Source organism: Halomonas sp. RT37 (assembly GCF_040070525.1).
Taxonomy (GTDB): Bacteria; Pseudomonadota; Gammaproteobacteria; order Pseudomonadales; family Halomonadaceae; genus Halomonas; species Halomonas litopenaei.
The window spans coordinates 1,747,459-1,763,218 of sequence record NZ_CP098827.1 but is presented as its reverse complement, the minus strand read 5'-3'; the positions used below and the strand labels follow the sequence as shown (position 1 = coordinate 1,763,218).

Below are 15,760 nucleotides of genomic sequence, written 5' to 3'. Positions count from 1 at the left end.
AGCCGGGAAATCTCCTTGAACGGATTCCGTTACCTCGGAACCTGCCTCTGTTATAAAAAAACCTGGGACGATTATAGGAACAATAGCGCTTGTTCGACCAGCCCGGGGCGTACATTCATTCCACGATACGGACACATTTAAACAAAAGAAACCGAGAAAACTTTGCCGATGGCCGGAAAAGTGTCGCCATATAATTCCGTTCTCGCGTCTGATCCATGCCGTCTTTTCGTTAACCGCGAGTCGCGGCCTCATCATCGACCGGCTCCGTCTCGCCATGCCAGGCCACGGCGACGCCGTTGGGGTAGCGCAGATCGATGTAGCGAATGTGCGACGCGACCTCACCCAGTTCACGCCGCCAGGCCGCCTCGAGGCGCCCGAGGCGGGCGTCCAGATCTCCACGGCCGAGCATGATCCAGACGCCGCTGTCCAGCTGAAAGCGCCAGGCGCCGCGGGCTTCCAGACGTAGCTGGTCGATCCCGAGCCCCATCTTGTCCAGCCGCTGCCCCAGGTCATCGAAGTAGGCCAGCACCTCGGGGCCGGCGCCACCGGGTCCCGCCATATCCGGCAGTCCCATGGGCGGCTCCACCGGGGCAAAGACAAAGGGCTCGCCATCGCCGTTGAGCAGTTGATCGTCGTTCCAGCGCGCCACCGGGCGCTGCTCCTCGAGCTCGAAGGTCAGTGCATTGGGCCACTCGCGACGAATACGCACCTCCTTGAGCCAGCCCACCTGCAATGCCTGCTCACGCAGCGCCTCCAGGTCCACCGACAGCCAGGTGCGGCCCCTGACCAGCGGCGCCAGCTGGCCCTTGAGATAGCTGGCATCCACGTGGTGCAACTCACCACCGATGGACACCCGCTCGATGGGCCGATCCAGCCACAACCACAGCGCCTTGCCACCGGCGCCCACCAGGGCAGCCAGCAGCACGACGCCAAGCCAGGTGCCGCGCCTGGCCATCTCAGCCGTGCTCCCTGGCGGTATCGAGAATACGCAGGACCAGCTCGTCGAAGTCGATGCCTGCATGGGCCGCCGCCTGGGGCACCAGACTGTGATCTGTCATACCGGGCACGGTATTGACCTCGAGCAGCCAGAACCGACCTTCAGCGTCGCACATCACATCGACGCGGCCCCAGCCCTGACAGCCCACCGCCTCGAACGCCGCCAGGCACAGCTCGCCCAGCGCGGTCTCCTGCTCGGCATCCAGACCACAGGGCAGGTGGTAAAGCGTCTCGTTGGACAGGTACTTGGCCTCGTAGTCGTAGAAGCCGCTGGGCACCTCGACGCGAATGGCCGGCAGCGCGCTGTCGCCAAGTACCGACAAGGTAAATTCGTCTCCCGACACAAAACGCTCGGCCATCACCCGAGTATCGAAGTTGGCGGCCTCACGATAGGCGGTTTCGAGTTCATCACGGCTGTTGACGATGCTGATGCCGATGGTCGAACCCTCATGGACCGGCTTGACCACCAGCGGCAGACCCAGTCGGTCGGCCACCTCGTTCCAGTCGGCTTCGGGCGACAGCAGCACGCTCTCGGGCGTCGGCAGACCCAGGGTCTGCCACAGCGCCTTGGTCCTGAGCTTGTCCATTCCCAGCGCCGAGGCCAGCACACCGCTACCGGTATAGGGGATTCCCGCCAGCTCCAGGGCCCCCTGCAGACAGCCGTCCTCCCCCCCCCTGCCGTGCAAGGCAATGAACACCAGATCGGGGTTCAGCGCCTGCAGCCCGGCAACGCCGCCCTCGGCAAGGTCATAGCCGGTCACTTCAAGGCCCTGGCGCTGACACGCCGCCAGCACGGCGGCACCGCTGTTCAGCGACACTTCTCGTTCGGCGCTATGGCCACCGTAGATGACCACCACATGGCCGTAGGACTGTACTTGTCGTGTCACAGGATCACCTCGTCGAACTGAAGCTGAGCATCCGCCAGACGCTGGGAGATGCCACCCACGTCACCGGCGCCCTGAGTAATCAGGATATCGCCGGGTCTGAGCACCTTGGCCAGCAGCGCCGGCAATTCCGCCTTGTCCTGAGCAAAGATCGGATCGACTTCGCCACGCTGACGGATGGAACCCGCCAGGCTGCGACCATCGGCGCCGGGCAGCGCGGCTTCGCCGGCACTGTAGACGTCGAGCAGTACCAGCGTATCGACGCCGGACAGCACCCTGACGAAGTCCTCATAGAGATCGCGCGTGCGTGAGTAGCGATGGGGCTGGTAGACCATCACCAGCCGGCGCTCGGACCAGCCATCGCGCACCGCCTTGATGACCATCTCCACCTCGCGGGGGTGGTGACCATAGTCGTCCACCAGCATCACCTCACCTTCACCGTTCGGCGCGGCGAAGTGACCGTGTACCTGGAAGCGACGGCCAACCCCGGCAAAGCTCGCGAGTCCCCGCAGAATCGCCTCGGCGTCGACCCCGGCGTCGCTGGCCACGGCGATCGCCGCCAGCGCATTGAGCGCATTGTGACGGCCCGGCATGGCCAGACTGACATCGAGATCCTCGAGGTTGCCGGGCCGCACTGCGGTAAAGCGGACTTCGCCGGCACTCTGGGTGAAGTTCTCGATGCGATAGTCGGCGTCGTCGGAGAAGCCATAGGTGACGAACTGGCGATTGATGCGGTCGAGCAGGCCACGCACGTTGTCGTCATCGATGCACAGTATCGCCAGACCGTAGAACGGCAGGTTATGCAGAAACTCGATGAAGGTGTGCTTGAGACGCTCGAAGTCGCCACCATAGGTGCTCATATGGTCGGCATCGATATTGGTGACGATGCTGACCATTGGCTGCAGGTGCAGAAAGGAGGCATCGGACTCGTCCGCCTCGGCCACCAGGTAGTCGCCCTGCCCCAGCTGGGCGTTGGTGCCGGCGCTGGTCAGCTTGCCGCCGATGACGAAGGTCGGGTCCAGCCCGCCCTCACCCAGAAGAGTGGCGGTCAGGCTGGTGGTGGTGGTCTTGCCATGGGTCCCGGCCACGGCGATGCCGTGACGGAAGCGCATCAGCTCGGCCAGCATCTCGGCGCGACGTACCACCGGCACGCGATGCTCGTGGGCCCACACAAGCTCCGGGTTGTCCGCGTCCACGGCGGTGGATACCACCACCACATCGGCACCGGCAGCGTGCTCGGCAGCGTGTCCGATGAACACCTGGGCGCCGCACTGTTCGAGTCGCGCCACCACCGACGAATGACGCAGATCGCTGCCGCTGACCTGGTAGCCCTGATTGGCCAGCACCTCGGCGATGCCGCACATGCCGGCGCCGCCGATGCCGACGAAGTGGATACGACGAATGCGCCGCATGCCGAGACCGGGCCTGGTGGCAGCGGATGAGCTCAGTTGGCCGGGGACCGGCCCTTGGGTCGAATTACTCAAAACCTGTCTCCATACAGCCCGCCACCAGCCGTTCCACAGCGTCAAGGTGGGCCTCGGCCCTTGCCTTGCTCGCCATGGCCGCCAGGGTGTCGGGCTCAAGCAAGGTCCCCAGGCGCTCGGCCAGGGACGTCGGATTCATGTCACGCTGCTGAATAAGCGCCGCGGCACCGGCACCGACCAGCGCCTGGGCGTTGGCCGTCTGATGATCATCCACGGCGTGGGGGAAAGGTACGAACAGCGCCGGCTTGGCCGCCGCCGCCAGCTCCGCCACGGTCAGCGCGCCGGAGCGACAGACCACCAGATCCGCCCAATCGTAGGCGTCGGCCATATCTGCGATAAAGTCGCTGACCTCGGCGTCAACGCCGGCAGCCTGATAGCCCTCGCGGGTCGCCTGGTCCTTGTCTCTACCGGCCTGGTGGCGCACCTCGGGACGCGACTCGGGGGGTAGCTCGGCCAGCGCTCTGGGCATCTGCTGGTTAAGCGCCAGCGCCCCCAGGGAGCCGCCGACCACCAGCAGACGAAGGCGTCGTCCGCGCATCTGGTCGGCCACACGTGCATGCTCGCCAAGGGCGGCGATGTCATCCCTGACCGGATTGCCGACGACCTCGGCGCGGCCACCGAAGGCCTGGGGAAAGGCGGCGTAGACTCGCTTGGCCAGGTGCGACAGTGCACGATTGGTCAGCCCGGCCACGGCGTTCTGCTCGTGGATGACCAGCGGTCTGCCGCACAGTCGGGCGGCAAGCCCGCCGGGGCCGCTGGCAAAGCCTCCGAGCCCAACCACCAGCTGTGGGTCGAACTCGCGAATCACGCTTCTCGCCTGGCACACGGCGCGTCCAAGGCGCACCGGCGCCTTGAGCCAGCCCGCCAGACCGTTGCCCCTGAGGCCGCTGATGGCGATCTGGTGAAGCACTATGCCGGCCTCGGGCACCAGGCGATTCTCGATACCTCTGGGACTACCCAGCCACGCCACCTCGACGCCCTGCTGCTGCAATCCCCTGGCCAGCGACAGCGCCGGGATGACGTGTCCCCCGGTGCCGCCGGCCATGATCAGCGCTCGCCTTCCCTGTGTGTCACTCACGGCTTCACTCCTGCAGCCTTGGTTCTCCTGGGCGCTTCGCGGGCCTGGTCACGCCGCGCCGCCGGCGACTGCCGACGCTGGCGCTCGCGCGTCTCGATGTCCACCCGCAGCAACAACGCCACCATGATACAGCTCACCACCAGGCTCGACCCACCGTAGGACAACAGCGGCAGGGTCAACCCCTTGGTCGGCAACATGCCGGTACTCACCGCGATGTTGATAAAGGCCTGGGCGCCGATCACCAGGGCGATGCCATAGCTCAGGTAAGCGGCAAACGGCAGCCTCGCAAGCTCGGCCCGACGCCCTACCGCCATGGCCCGCCACACCAGCAGTGCGAACAGGCCGACCACGGCGATCGCGCCGACCATGCCGAGCTCTTCGGCGAGCACCGCAAAGACGAAGTCGGTGTGGGCCTCCGGCAGGTAGAACAGCTTCTGTACGCTGTTGCCAAGGCCCATGCCGATCAAGTGGCCGCGACCGAAGGCGATCAGCGCCTGGGTCAGCTGGTAACCGCTGGCGAACTGGTCCGCCCAGGGATCGATGAAACTTGTCAGTCTCGCCATGCGGTAAGGTTCGGCCACCGCCAGGATGGCACCCAGGGTTCCCACCAGCACGAACAACAGCAGAAAGCGCCCCCAGGGCGCCCCGGCCATCAGCAACATGCCCATGACGCAGCTGGTCATGACCACCACACCGCCGTAGTCGGGCTCGAGGATCAGCAGCACGGCCACCACTCCGACCACTACCAACGGGCGCAGAAAGGCCCCCCACTGACGCCTGACCTGTGGCAGAAAGCGTTCCAGATAGCCCGCCATGTAAGCGATCAAGCAGAGCTTGGCGACCTCCGAGGCCTGTAGATTGAAGGGCACCCCGGGGATCGACAGCCAGCGGCGGCTGCCGTTGACCTCGCGCCCCACCAGCAGCACCAGCAACAGCAGCACCAGTCCCACCAGCAGCAGCAGCGGGCCATTGGCCTTCCACCAGGCCAGGGGGACGCGCAGCGCCAGACACCCCACGGTCAACCCGCCCAGCACGAAGATGCCGTGGCGAATACTGAAGTACCAGGCGTTGCCGGTCAGGCTCGACGCCACCTCGGTGGAGGCCGACGTCACCATCACCCAGCCGATCAGCAGAAGCGACAGAGTAGCCACCACCAGCCAGCCATCGAAGGCATGGTCGCGGGTGGAAAGACGCTCGCGCAGGGCACCGAGGCGCTGGCGAGATCGGGCGAGACGGCTCATGGCTTGGCTCCGCTGGAAAGGTCCTGCACCCAGGCGCGAAAGGCGTCTCCCCTGGCCTGATAGTTGACGAACTGATCGAGACTGGCGCAGGCCGGTGACAGCAGCACCGCATCACCGGGCCTGGCCACCTCCCGTGCGCGACACATGGCGGCGTCCAGATCGTCGACGCGGGTGATGGCGACCGCTCCCTTCAGGGACTGGGCCAGCGTCTCGGCGTCGCGGCCGAACAGCACCACCTCACGGGCGTAGCGCGACAGCGGGGCGGCCAGCGGCGAGAAATCGGCACCCTTGCCGACACCGCCGGCCAGCAGTACCAGACGCCCATCCAGGGTCGGGCCGAGACCGGCGATGGCGGCCAGGGTCGCGCCCACATTGGTGCCCTTGGAGTCGTTGATCCAGTCGACGTCGTCGATGGTGGCGAGCCACTCGCTGCGGTGGGCAAGCCCGCTGAAACGTTCGAGCACCCGGGCCATGGCCTCCAGCGGAAAGCCCAGCCGCTGGCCCATGGCCAGGGCGGCCAGCGCATTGGCCTGGTGGTGACGGCCGCTCTGGCGCATGCGAGCCACCGGCAACAGCGGTTGGTCCGCGTGGAAGAACCAGGGCTCGCCCTGGTGCTCCACCACGCCCCAGTCGTCGCCGGATTGCGGCGCCGTCACGCCGAAGCGCGACAGTGCAGGCAACGCCTCGTCCGGCCAGGTCAGGGGGTCCTCGGCGTTGACCACCGCGTGCCTGGCACCACGAAAGATCGCGAGCTTGGCGCGGCGATAGCCGGCCATGTCGCCGTGGCGATCGAGGTGGTCCTCGCTGAGGTTAAGGAAGGCAGCACTGTCGGCCCCCAGACACGGGGTCGTCTCGAGCTGAAAGCTGGACAGCTCCAGCACAAAGAGATCCGCCTCGGGTTCCTGCACCAGCAGGTCCAGCGCCGGGGTACCGAGGTTACCCCCCACGGCCACCCGCCGCCCCGCCTCGCGGGCCATCTCGCCGACCAGGGTGGTCACGGTGGACTTGGCGTTGGCACCGGTGATAGCCGCCAGCGGCGCGCGACAGGCCCGCCGGAACAGCGCGATCTCACCCACCAGACGGGGCTCGCCGGTGTCTGGATCGATGCGCCTGGCCGGCGTCTCGAAGCACGCCTGATGGGGGTCGATGCCGGGGCTCAGGATCACCTCCCGCGCGTCGTCCAGCACCAATCCATCGAGCGGCCCCAGGCGCACCGGCACCCCCGGAAAGTCCGCCAGGAAGACGTCGAGTCCCGGCGGCGCCTCGCGGGTGTCCACCACCATGAAATCGCGGCCTTCACGCTTGAGATGGCGACAGATCGCCATCCCCGACAGGCCGAGCCCTACCACCACGCTCAGGTGGGCGGGCACGACATGGCGTTGCGGCAGTCGCACATCCTGACTGGCGTCCATGGCCACCTCAGCGGATCTTGAGGGTGGCCAGACCCAGCAGGACCAGCACCACGGTGATGATCCAGAAGCGCACGATCACGCGAGGCTCGGGCCAGCCCTTGAGCTCGAAGTGGTGATGCAGCGGCGCCATGCGGAAGATACGACGACCGGTCAGCTTGTAGGAGCCGACCTGCAGGATCACCGAGATGGTCTCCATGACGAAGACGCCACCCATGATGAACAGCACCACTTCCTGGCGCACGATCACCGCGACCACGCCCAGGGCCGCACCCAGCGCCAGGGCGCCGACGTCACCCATGAACACCTGGGCAGGATAGGTGTTGAACCACAGAAAGCCGAGTCCGGCGCCGGAAATGGTGGCGCAGAATACCGCCAGCTCGCCGGCACCGGGGATCATCGGAATCTGCAGGTACTCGGAGAATACCGCGTTGCCGCTGGCGTAGGCGAAGACGCCAAGGCCCATGGCGACCATCACCGTGGGCATGATCGCCAGGCCGTCGAGGCCGTCGGTCAGGTTGACTGCGTTGGAGGAGCCGACGATCACCAGGTAGGTCAGCAGGATGTAGAAGCCACCCAGGGGCAGCACGAAGTCCTTGAGCAGCGGCAGGATCAGACTGGTCTCCACCGGCGAGGCCGCGGTCAGGTAGAGCACCACGGCAGCCCCCAGGCCGATCACCGACTGCCAGAAGTACTTCCAGCGGGCCGGCAGTCCACGCGGGTTCTTTTCCACCACCTTGCGATAGTCGTCGACCCAGCCGATGGCGCCGAAGCCCAGCGTGACCACCAGCACCACCCACACATAATGGTTGGTCAGATCGCCCCACAGCAGGGTACTGACGGCCATAGCCATCAGAATCATGGCGCCGCCCATGGTCGGCGTACCGGCCTTGGACAGGTGGGACTGGGGACCGTCGTCGCGCACCGCCTGGCCGATCTGACGCTCCACCAGACGGCGGATCATCAGGGGGCCAAACCACAGACACAGCACCAGCGCGGTGATGGTCGCCAGAATCATCCTCAGGGTGAGGTATCCAAAGACGTTGAAGGCGCTTTGATAGTTCGCCAACAATTCAGCCAGGAAAAGCAACATGTATCAGGTTCACCTTGAAACATCCGGCCGCAAGGCCGCCACGACGCCTTCCATCCCCGCGGCGCGGGAGCCCTTGACCAGCACGCTGGCCGCCTCGGGCAGATGTTGACGCACATGGCGGACCATCGCCGCCTGATCAGAAAAATGGTACCCGCCTTCGCCGAAGGCTCGGGCGGCGGTCTCGGCCGCCTCGCCCAGAGTACCGAGAAATGTGATGCCGCGTTCCCGCGCGTAGCGTCCGATCTCTGCGTGCAGATCGGCAGACGCTTCACCCAGCTCTCCCATGGCGCCGAGCAGGCACCAGTGCGGGCCGGGCAGTCCCAGCAGGGCGTCGATGGCCGCCTTCATCGCCCCCGGGTTGGCATTGTAGGTATCATCGAGCAGCCGCGCACCGCGTAACCCCTCCTCCACGGTCAGGCGTCCCGGCGTCGGCACCACCTCGCCAAGCCCCGCCACCACGTCGGCGGCGGACAGTCCCATGGCCAGCGCCCCTGCTGCAGCCGCCAGGGCATTGGACACGTTGTGACGACCCATCAGCGGTAGCTCGACACGCCCCAGCACCTGAGCGTCGAAAGTCAGCGTGAAAGCATAGCGCCCGCGCGTATCGCAGACCAGCTCCCCGGCATGGAGTCGCGCCTCGGGCGTCAGTCCGAAATCGATCACCTCACTGGGCGACGCCAGGCTCTGCCACAGCGAGAAGTAGCGGTCGTCACGGTTGAGTACGGCGACGCCCTCGGGGCCGAGTCCGCCGAGAATCTCACCCTTGGCCTGGGCGATGCGCCCCATGCCACCGAACTCGCCGACGTGGGCCCCGGTGACATTGGTGATGATGGCGACCTGGGGTTCGGCCAGCGCTGCCGTCCAGGCGATCTCGCCCAGGTGATTGGCGCCGAGTTCCACCACGGCTCTCTGGTGATCCGAGTCAAGCGCCAGCAGCGTCAAGGGCGCGCCGATATCGTTGTTGAGGTTGCCGTGGGTGGCGAGGGTCTCGCCCTGACGAGCCAGCAATGTCGCCAGCATCTGCTTGACCGTGGTCTTGCCACTGTTGCCGGTCACCGCCACCAGCGGACCGCCCCAGGCCCGGCGCCGCTCACGGGCCAGCAGCCCCAGCGCCATGCGGGTATCGCCCACCACCAGCTGGGGCAAGGGGTCGTCCACCGGGTGCTCGACCACCGCCGCCACGGCACCGCCTTCGCGGGCCTTGGCAATAAAGTCATGGGCATCGAAGCGCTCGCCCTTCAAGGCCACGAACAGCGTGTCCGCCGCCACCCGACGGGTGTCGGTGACGATGGCGGCTATCGGCGAGTTGGCAAGCCCCTGAAGGCCGCGGCCCTCTTCATCGACACCCAGCGCACGGCACACCGACCCCAGCGACGCGAGCCCTGGCGCGCTCATTGGTCCCGCCCCTGTCGACACTGGTCCAGGGCGGCTTCGGCCTCGGCCAGGTCGGAGAAGTCGTGGCGCACGCCCTGAATCTCCTGGTAGGCCTCGTGTCCCTTGCCGGCGATCAGAATCACGTCATCGGCGCTCGCCTCGGCGATGGTACGGGCGATGGCGTCACCGCGACCGGCGATGTTCCATGCCTGCTGGCGGGCCTGGCCCTCCAGCCCCGCGAGCATCGCCTGGCGAATGGCGTCCGGGTCCTCGCTTCTGGGGTTGTCGTCGGTGATCACCAGTCGATCGGCCTGGCCTGCGGCCGCCTGGGCCATCAGCGGGCGCTTGCCGCTATCGCGATCACCGCCGCAGCCGACCAGGCACCACAGCGCCCCGCGTCCGGGCAGGTGGGCGCGAAGCGCCGCCAGGGCGTTGTCCAGCGCATCCGGCGTGTGGGCGTAGTCGATCACCACGGTGGGAGCCCCGGGCCGTGTCAACGCCTGCATCCGTCCCGGCACCGGCGTCAGGGTCGCGGCGGCAGTCACCAGCTCGTCGATGCCGACACCCAGACCGTAGAGGGTGGCCATGGCCAGCAGGACGTTGTCGAGATTGAAGCGACCAAGCAGCGGCAGCACCACCACCTTCTCGCCTTCCGGCGTGGCGATCAGCGCACGCTGCCCACCGACGTCGGGCTCGACATCCAGCACCCTGAGCGAGACGGCATCGTCTTCACCACAGGCCAGCACCCGGGTGCCCTCGCCGATGCCCGCCAGCATCAGCCGAGCCAGGGGATCGTCGCCATTGACCACGGCCAGAGTGATCTCCGGGCGCTTGAACAGCTTCGCCTTGGAGGCGGCGTAGGCGATCATGCTGCCGTGATAGTCGAGGTGGTCGCGGCTCAGGTTGGTAAACACCGCGGCAGTAAAGCGACAGCCCGCCACCCGCTCCTGCTCCAGGGCGTGACTGGAAACTTCCATGGCTATCCGAGTGATGCCCTGGTCGGCGAGCTCACCCAACTGGCGCTGCAGCGCCAGTGGCTCGGGGGTGGTCAGCATGCCCTGGGTCAAGGCACCCGGGCGACCGTGACCCAGGGTACCGATCAGGCCACAGTCGCTGCCCGTGGCGCGGGACAGCTCGGCAATATAGTGGGTCACCGAGCTCTTGCCGTTGGTGCCGGTGACACCGATCAGCTCGAGCCCATCGGGCACCTGATACAGGGTGCGCGCGAGCTCGCCGAGTCGGGCGCGCAGCCCGGGCAGCCACAGTACGCGACCATCGACCCGCGGCGGAGCGTCTTGCGGACCTTCCGCCAGCACCAGGCAGGCGCCGGCATCCAGTGCCTTGTCGATGTAGTCGCGGCCATCGGCGGCGACGCCGGGGATCGCGACAAAGGTCGCGCCGGGCGACACCTCGCGGCTGTCAGTAGTGAGCCAGGTCGCCACCTCGCCGGCGACCGCGGCGTTCGGCGCAAGCTCACTCCAGAACTGGGTCAGCACGTCTTCAAGACGCGCCAGGGATAGGGTCATGGCGGATTCCGTCGCCTTCTGCGTCATGGGCTGTCGCCCTCCTGTTCGGGGCGATCCGGCGGTACGTCGAGGATGCGCAGGGCACTGCCCGCCACCCGCGAGAACACCGGGGCAGCGATGGCGCCGCCGTAGTAGGCGTCGCCCCGGGGATGGTCGATCATTACTACGGTGATGATGCGCGGGTCGGAGACCGGGGTAATCCCGACAAACAACGACCGGTAGGCGTTCTGCTCGTAGCCACCGCTGCCGCTCTTGCGCACGGTGCCGGTCTTGCCGGCCACACTGTAGCCGGGCACCAGCGCGCGTCGGGCGCCGGTGCCTGGTGCCACCACCTCATCCATCATGGCCAGGACGCGGTCGGCGACGTCAGGCTCGATGACCGGCTCGCCCTGGGCGGCGCGGTTGAGGCGCAGCAGCGACGGCGGCAGGCGTTCGCCATGATTGGCGATGGAGGTATAGGCACTGGCCAGCTGCAAGGCGGTGACCGACAGACCGTAACCGTAGGACAGCGCGGCCCACTGACTGCTCGACCACACCGCCGGCGCCGGCATGTTGCCGGTGGCCTCTCCGGGGAAGCCGGTGCCCGGGGCCTGGCCGAAGCCCAGCGCGCGGTAGCGATCTGGCACCACCGGGTCGTCGAGCTGCAGGGTCAGCTTGGCCATGCCGATGTTCGAGGACTTGCGCAGGATCCCGGCCAGGGTCAGCTCGCCATTGTTGGAGACGTCGCGGATGGTGTAGCGGTCGATTCGCATCCAGCCAGGCGACGTATCCACCACGGTGTCACGTGGAAAGCGACCGGTCTCGAGCAGCGCCGACATGGCCAGCGGCTTCATCACCGAGCCCGGTTCGAACACGTCGACCATGGCCCGGTTGCGCAGCCCCTGGGGGTCCAGGCCGGCGCGGTTGTTGGGGTTGTAGGAGGGCTGATTGGCCATCGCCAGCACCTCGCCGCTGCGCGCGTCCATCATCACCAGTACGCCGCCGTCGGCGTCGTTCTCATCCACGGCAGCCTTGAGCTCACGGTAGGCCATGTACTGCAGTCGCTGATCGATGGACAGCGTCAGGTTGCCGCCTGGCTCTGCCTCCTGCAGCACCTCCAGGTCGCGCACCAGACGTCCACGGCGGTCCTTGAGCACGCGGCGCTTGCCGGGCTCACCGGACAGGTAGGATTGATAGGCCAGCTCCAGTCCTTCCTGGCCCTGGTCGTCGACGTTGGTGACCCCCAGCAACTGGGCGGTCACCTCGCCGGCAGGATAGTAGCGCTTGTACTCTTCCCGGGCGTGGACGCCAGGCACCCGCAGCTTGAGCACTTCCTCGGCCTGGGCCGGGGTCATGCGCCGACGCAGGTACATGAATTCACGTTCGCTGTAACGCGCGATGCGCTCGTTGAGGGCATCGAGGTCCTGGCCCAGCGCCTGGGCCAGGCGTAACCGCTGGATGTCGTCGGCGGGCAGGTCCTGGGGGTTGGCCCACAGCGTCACCACCGGAGTCGAGATCGCCAGCGGTTCGCCGTGACGATCGGTGATCATGCCCCGGTGGGCGGGGATCGGATCGGTTCTGAGGGTACGGGCGTCCCCCTGCACCTGAAGAAAGTTTCGATCGATGACGTGAAGATCGACGATCCGCCCGGCCAGCAGACCCAGGCCCAGCAGGATCAGCGTCATCATCACCACGTAGCGCGCCCGCCCCATCGGTTCCATCGGTGGCGGGCGGCGAGGTGTCACGCCCCGGGGAAGTTCCGCGGTCATGGCGTGATCACCTCGATGTCATGGATATCGGGCAGCCGCATCTCCAGACGCTCCACCGCCAGGCGTTCGACACGCGACGGCGTCGACCAGGCGCTCTCCTCCAGCAGCAACTGCCCCCACTCCGTCTGCAACTGCTGCTGTTCACGCTCCAGCTCCTGGAGCCGAGCATACTGCTGGCGAGTCTGGTGACTGACGCTGATCACCGCCAGCGCCGACACCAGGCATGCCAGCAGCAGCGCCACCACCAGCAAAAGGCGTGGCGACATGGTGCGCGGCAGCGGCCAGCCAAAGGCGTTGATGTCCAGTCGTCCTTGAGCCATGGAAGGTCCTCAGTAGCGCTTGCGCGCCATGCGCATGACGGCGCTGCGGGAGCGTGGATTGGCCTCGACCTCTTCGGCGCTGGCCTTCATCGCCTTGCCCAGTGACTCCAGCCGTCGCGCGATCTGATCGTCGCGCAGCGGTATACCCCGGGGCACCTGGGTATCGCCCTTGACGTGATCGCGGATAAATCTCTTCACCCGTCGATCCTCCAGCGAGTGGAAGCTGATCACCACCAGATGCCCCCCGGGCGCCAGTGCCTCCAGCGCGGCTTCCAGCGCCAGATCGAGCTGATCGAGCTCACCGTTGATCTCGATACGCATGGCCTGGAACACGCGAGTGGCAGGATGCTTGCCCTTCTCCCAGGCGGGATGGGCGGCCTTGACCACCTCGGCAAGATCGGCCGTGCGGGTGAAAGGCCGTTCCTGGCGCCGAGCGATGATGGCCCGCGCCAGCCGACGAGCGTAGCGCTCCTCGCCATAACGCTTGAACACCGAAGCCATCTCGGCCTCGCCCACACGCGCAATCCACTGGGCCGCGCTCTCGCCCTGGGTCGGGTCCATGCGCATGTCCAGCGGGCCGTCGCGCAGAAAGCTGAAACCGCGATCGGGATCGTCAAGCTGAGGGGAGGACACGCCAATGTCGAGCAGGATACCGGACAGCTTGCCATCCAGGCCGTGATCGCGGGCGACCTCTCTCAGCCGCGCAAACTCGGCACGTTCGATGGTAAAGCGTGGGTCATCGATGCTGGCCGCCTCGGCGATCGCCTGGGGGTCGCGATCAAGGGCCAGCAGGCCACCGTCTTGTGCAAGGCGGGAAAGGATGGCGCGGGAATGACCGCCTCGTCCGAAGGTGCCATCCAGATATACGCCAGCGGGATCATGCACCAGGGCGTCGACGGCACCGTCGAGCAGGACGCTTTCATGAGCGAAGCCGCGCACGGAGGATTCAGGGGAAGGTGACGGCATGCGGGTCTCGTTCGACGGCGGTGTTCCTACGCGCGGCCAGCCATCAGCGCCGTCAGCGGTGGAAAACCCTCACGCCACTGGACTCCTGGCCGCACAAACTAGTGATCGCGCCGCTCGAGCCAGGCCCGAGCGCGCAAGAAAAATGGGGAGTCGGCCGATAAGCCGGGTTCTGTCGAGGACAGTCATTCCTCTAGGAGCAGTGTCACCACTGCCCTCAAGCAACCTACCCGAACCCAGCGCGGGCCACGCCAACGGGTTCCTATTTGGTCTTGCTCCGAGTGGGGTTTACCGTGCCACGCACTGTTGCCAGGCGCGCGGTGCGCTCTTACCGCACCCTTTCACCCTTGCCGGCCTCCCGAGGGAGACGTAGGCGGTCTACTCTCTGCTGCACTTTCCGTCGGCTCACGCCGCCCAGGGGTTACCTGGCACTCCGCCCTATGGAGCCCGGACTTTCCTCCCCCGCATCAAGCGGCGGCGACTGTCTGGCCAACTCCCGCGGCAAGCATACCAGTGCCCTGCCACCCCCTCAATCCCCGCCTTGCCGTGACGGACCTGGGACAACCCCCAGCCTCTTCAGGCGATCGCTCCTGATGCCCGCTCGATGCCCTCAATCCCCGCCTTGCCGTGACGGGCCTGGGACAACCCCCAGCCTCTTCAGGCGATCGCTCCTGATGCCCTCTCGACACCCTCTCGACGCCCTCAATCCCCGCCTTGCCGTGACGGGGCCGGGACAATCCATAGCTCGTCCTAACGACCGCCTGGCAGCGAACCGGGGCTGGATTCAATCGGCGTCCTTCAACGCCTGCGCCTGGGCGTACCACTGCTTCTTCGGCCCGCCGAGCACGCGCGCGGCCACTGCCGCGGCCTGCTTGACCCCCACCCCTTCGGCCAGCAGCGCGCGCAGCAGCGCTTCATCATCCACCGCTCGCTGGTCCGGTGCCGGCCCCGAGGCCCCGGCCACCATCACCACGAATTCGCCACGCGCCTGATCAGGATCAGACTCCATCAGTGTCAGCAGCTCGGCGGCGCTGCCGTCGAGGAAGGTCTCGAAGGTCTTGGTCAACTCTCGCCCGAGCACCACTCTGCGCTCGCCCAGTACGGCGGCCAGATCGGACAGGGTGTCGCGGATACGATGGGGAGACTCGTAACAGACCTGGGTGAAGGGCGAATTCCTCCAGGCCTCGATGCGCGCTCGCCGCCCCGCACCCTTGGCCGGCAGGAAGCCATGAAAACTGAAATGATCGGTAGGCAGCCCGGCGGCACACAGCGCAGTGACCAGGGCGCAGGGACCGGGGATCGGCACCACCCGAAAACCCGCCGCCCTGAGCTCACGCACCACGACGTAGCCGGGATCGCTGATCAAGGGAGTACCGGCATCACTGATCAGCGCCACGTCGTCGCCCTGGGCAAGCCGCTGCCTGAGCGTCTCGACTCGGGACGCCTCGTTATGGTCGTGCACGGAAATCATCGCCGGCGACAGACCGAGATGACGCATCAGGCGCCCACTGTGGCGGGTATCCTCCGCCGCGACCAACGCCACCTGGCCCAGCACCTGGGCGGCGCGGGGACTGAGATCTTCCAGATTCCCAATTGGCGTGGCGACCACGTACAATGAACCAGCTTTCGCTTCTGACATCTTGG

Annotated in this window: 13 protein-coding genes and 1 other RNA gene; all 14 read right to left on the bottom strand. The window is 66.7% G+C overall.

Annotated elements, in window-relative coordinates:
• Positions 1-229: 229 nt before the first annotated feature.
• A complete protein-coding gene (locus tag NFG58_RS07680) occupies positions 230-955 on the bottom strand; it encodes a cell division protein FtsQ/DivIB (protein ID WP_108132665.1) in 726 nt (241 codons plus the stop codon).
• 1 nt (position 956) lies between these two features.
• The gene (locus NFG58_RS07675) at positions 957-1,883 is read right to left on the bottom strand and encodes a D-alanine--D-alanine ligase (protein WP_348827895.1); all 927 of its coding nucleotides are present in this window, start codon (positions 1,881-1,883) and stop codon (positions 957-959) included.
• Positions 1,880-3,292, bottom strand: a complete 1,413-nt coding sequence (murC, locus tag NFG58_RS07670; protein ID WP_045993379.1) for a UDP-N-acetylmuramate--L-alanine ligase — start codon at positions 3,290-3,292, stop codon at positions 1,880-1,882. The genes NFG58_RS07675 and murC overlap by 4 nt, the downstream gene beginning before the upstream one ends.
• A 64-nt stretch (positions 3,293-3,356) precedes the next feature.
• Entirely contained in the window at positions 3,357-4,409 is a 1,053-nt protein-coding gene (gene murG, locus NFG58_RS07665; RefSeq protein WP_222517043.1) for an undecaprenyldiphospho-muramoylpentapeptide beta-N-acetylglucosaminyltransferase, read from the bottom strand.
• Between the two features lie 29 nt (positions 4,410-4,438).
• Positions 4,439-5,683 (bottom strand): putative lipid II flippase FtsW, encoded by a 1,245-nt coding sequence (ftsW, locus tag NFG58_RS07660; RefSeq protein ID WP_348815802.1) that lies wholly within the window; start codon positions 5,681-5,683, stop codon positions 4,439-4,441.
• On the bottom strand, positions 5,680-7,095 hold the full coding sequence (gene murD, locus NFG58_RS07655) for a UDP-N-acetylmuramoyl-L-alanine--D-glutamate ligase (RefSeq protein ID WP_348827894.1): 1,416 nt from the start codon (positions 7,093-7,095) through the stop codon (positions 5,680-5,682). Before murD ends, ftsW begins: the two co-directional genes overlap by 4 nt.
• A 7-nt stretch (positions 7,096-7,102) precedes the next feature.
• On the bottom strand, positions 7,103-8,185 hold the full coding sequence (gene mraY / locus NFG58_RS07650; RefSeq protein WP_108132663.1) for a phospho-N-acetylmuramoyl-pentapeptide-transferase: 1,083 nt from the start codon (positions 8,183-8,185) through the stop codon (positions 7,103-7,105).
• Between the two features lie 9 nt (positions 8,186-8,194).
• The gene (gene murF / locus NFG58_RS07645; protein ID WP_124804358.1) at positions 8,195-9,580 is read right to left on the bottom strand and encodes a UDP-N-acetylmuramoyl-tripeptide--D-alanyl-D-alanine ligase; all 1,386 of its coding nucleotides are present in this window, start codon (positions 9,578-9,580) and stop codon (positions 8,195-8,197) included.
• A complete protein-coding gene (locus NFG58_RS07640) occupies positions 9,577-11,085 on the bottom strand; it encodes a UDP-N-acetylmuramoyl-L-alanyl-D-glutamate--2,6-diaminopimelate ligase (RefSeq protein ID WP_348827893.1) in 1,509 nt (502 codons plus the stop codon). The genes murF and NFG58_RS07640 overlap by 4 nt, the downstream gene beginning before the upstream one ends.
• Before the next feature lie 23 nt (positions 11,086-11,108).
• Positions 11,109-12,833, bottom strand: coding sequence for a penicillin-binding transpeptidase domain-containing protein (locus tag NFG58_RS07635; protein WP_108132661.1), 1,725 nt, complete (start codon positions 12,831-12,833; stop codon positions 11,109-11,111).
• Positions 12,830-13,153, bottom strand: coding sequence for a cell division protein FtsL (gene ftsL, locus NFG58_RS07630; RefSeq protein WP_052704393.1), 324 nt, complete (start codon positions 13,151-13,153; stop codon positions 12,830-12,832). The genes NFG58_RS07635 and ftsL overlap by 4 nt, the downstream gene beginning before the upstream one ends.
• A gap of 9 nt (positions 13,154-13,162) precedes the next feature.
• A complete protein-coding gene (rsmH, locus tag NFG58_RS07625) occupies positions 13,163-14,119 on the bottom strand; it encodes a 16S rRNA (cytosine(1402)-N(4))-methyltransferase RsmH (RefSeq protein WP_108132660.1) in 957 nt (318 codons plus the stop codon).
• A gap of 142 nt (positions 14,120-14,261) precedes the next feature.
• An RNA gene (gene rnpB / locus NFG58_RS07620) (RNase P RNA component class A) lies at positions 14,262-14,613 on the bottom strand.
• A gap of 287 nt (positions 14,614-14,900) precedes the next feature.
• The gene (gene rsmI, locus NFG58_RS07615; RefSeq protein WP_348827892.1) at positions 14,901-15,755 is read right to left on the bottom strand and encodes a 16S rRNA (cytidine(1402)-2'-O)-methyltransferase; all 855 of its coding nucleotides are present in this window, start codon (positions 15,753-15,755) and stop codon (positions 14,901-14,903) included.
• Between the last annotated feature and the right edge of the window lie 5 nt (positions 15,756-15,760).

Excerpts from the sequence above, each read along its gene's own strand:
- NFG58_RS07680 (WP_108132665.1), bottom strand. The coding sequence starts at position 955 with ATGGCCAGGCGCGGCACCTGGCTTGGCGTCGTGCTGCTGGCTGCCCTG.
- ftsW (WP_348815802.1), bottom strand. The coding sequence starts at position 5,683 with ATGAGCCGTCTCGCCCGATCTCGCCAGCGCCTCGGTGCCCTGCGCGAG.
- NFG58_RS07640 (WP_348827893.1), bottom strand. The coding sequence starts at position 11,085 with ATGACCCTATCCCTGGCGCGTCTTGAAGACGTGCTGACCCAGTTCTGG.
- mraY (WP_108132663.1), bottom strand. The coding sequence starts at position 8,185 with ATGTTGCTTTTCCTGGCTGAATTGTTGGCGAACTATCAAAGCGCCTTC.
- murG (WP_222517043.1), bottom strand. The coding sequence starts at position 4,409 with ATGGCCGGCGGCACCGGGGGACACGTCATCCCGGCGCTGTCGCTGGCC.
- murC (WP_045993379.1), bottom strand. The coding sequence starts at position 3,292 with ATGCGGCGCATTCGTCGTATCCACTTCGTCGGCATCGGCGGCGCCGGC.
- rsmI (WP_348827892.1), bottom strand. The coding sequence starts at position 15,755 with ATGTCAGAAGCGAAAGCTGGTTCATTGTACGTGGTCGCCACGCCAATT.
- murF (WP_124804358.1), bottom strand. The coding sequence starts at position 9,580 with ATGAGCGCGCCAGGGCTCGCGTCGCTGGGGTCGGTGTGCCGTGCGCTG.
- murD (WP_348827894.1), bottom strand. The coding sequence starts at position 7,095 with ATGGACGCCAGTCAGGATGTGCGACTGCCGCAACGCCATGTCGTGCCC.
- ftsL (WP_052704393.1), bottom strand. The coding sequence starts at position 13,153 with ATGGCTCAAGGACGACTGGACATCAACGCCTTTGGCTGGCCGCTGCCG.
- NFG58_RS07635 (WP_108132661.1), bottom strand. The coding sequence starts at position 12,833 with ATGACCGCGGAACTTCCCCGGGGCGTGACACCTCGCCGCCCGCCACCG.
- rsmH (WP_108132660.1), bottom strand. The coding sequence starts at position 14,119 with ATGCCGTCACCTTCCCCTGAATCCTCCGTGCGCGGCTTCGCTCATGAA.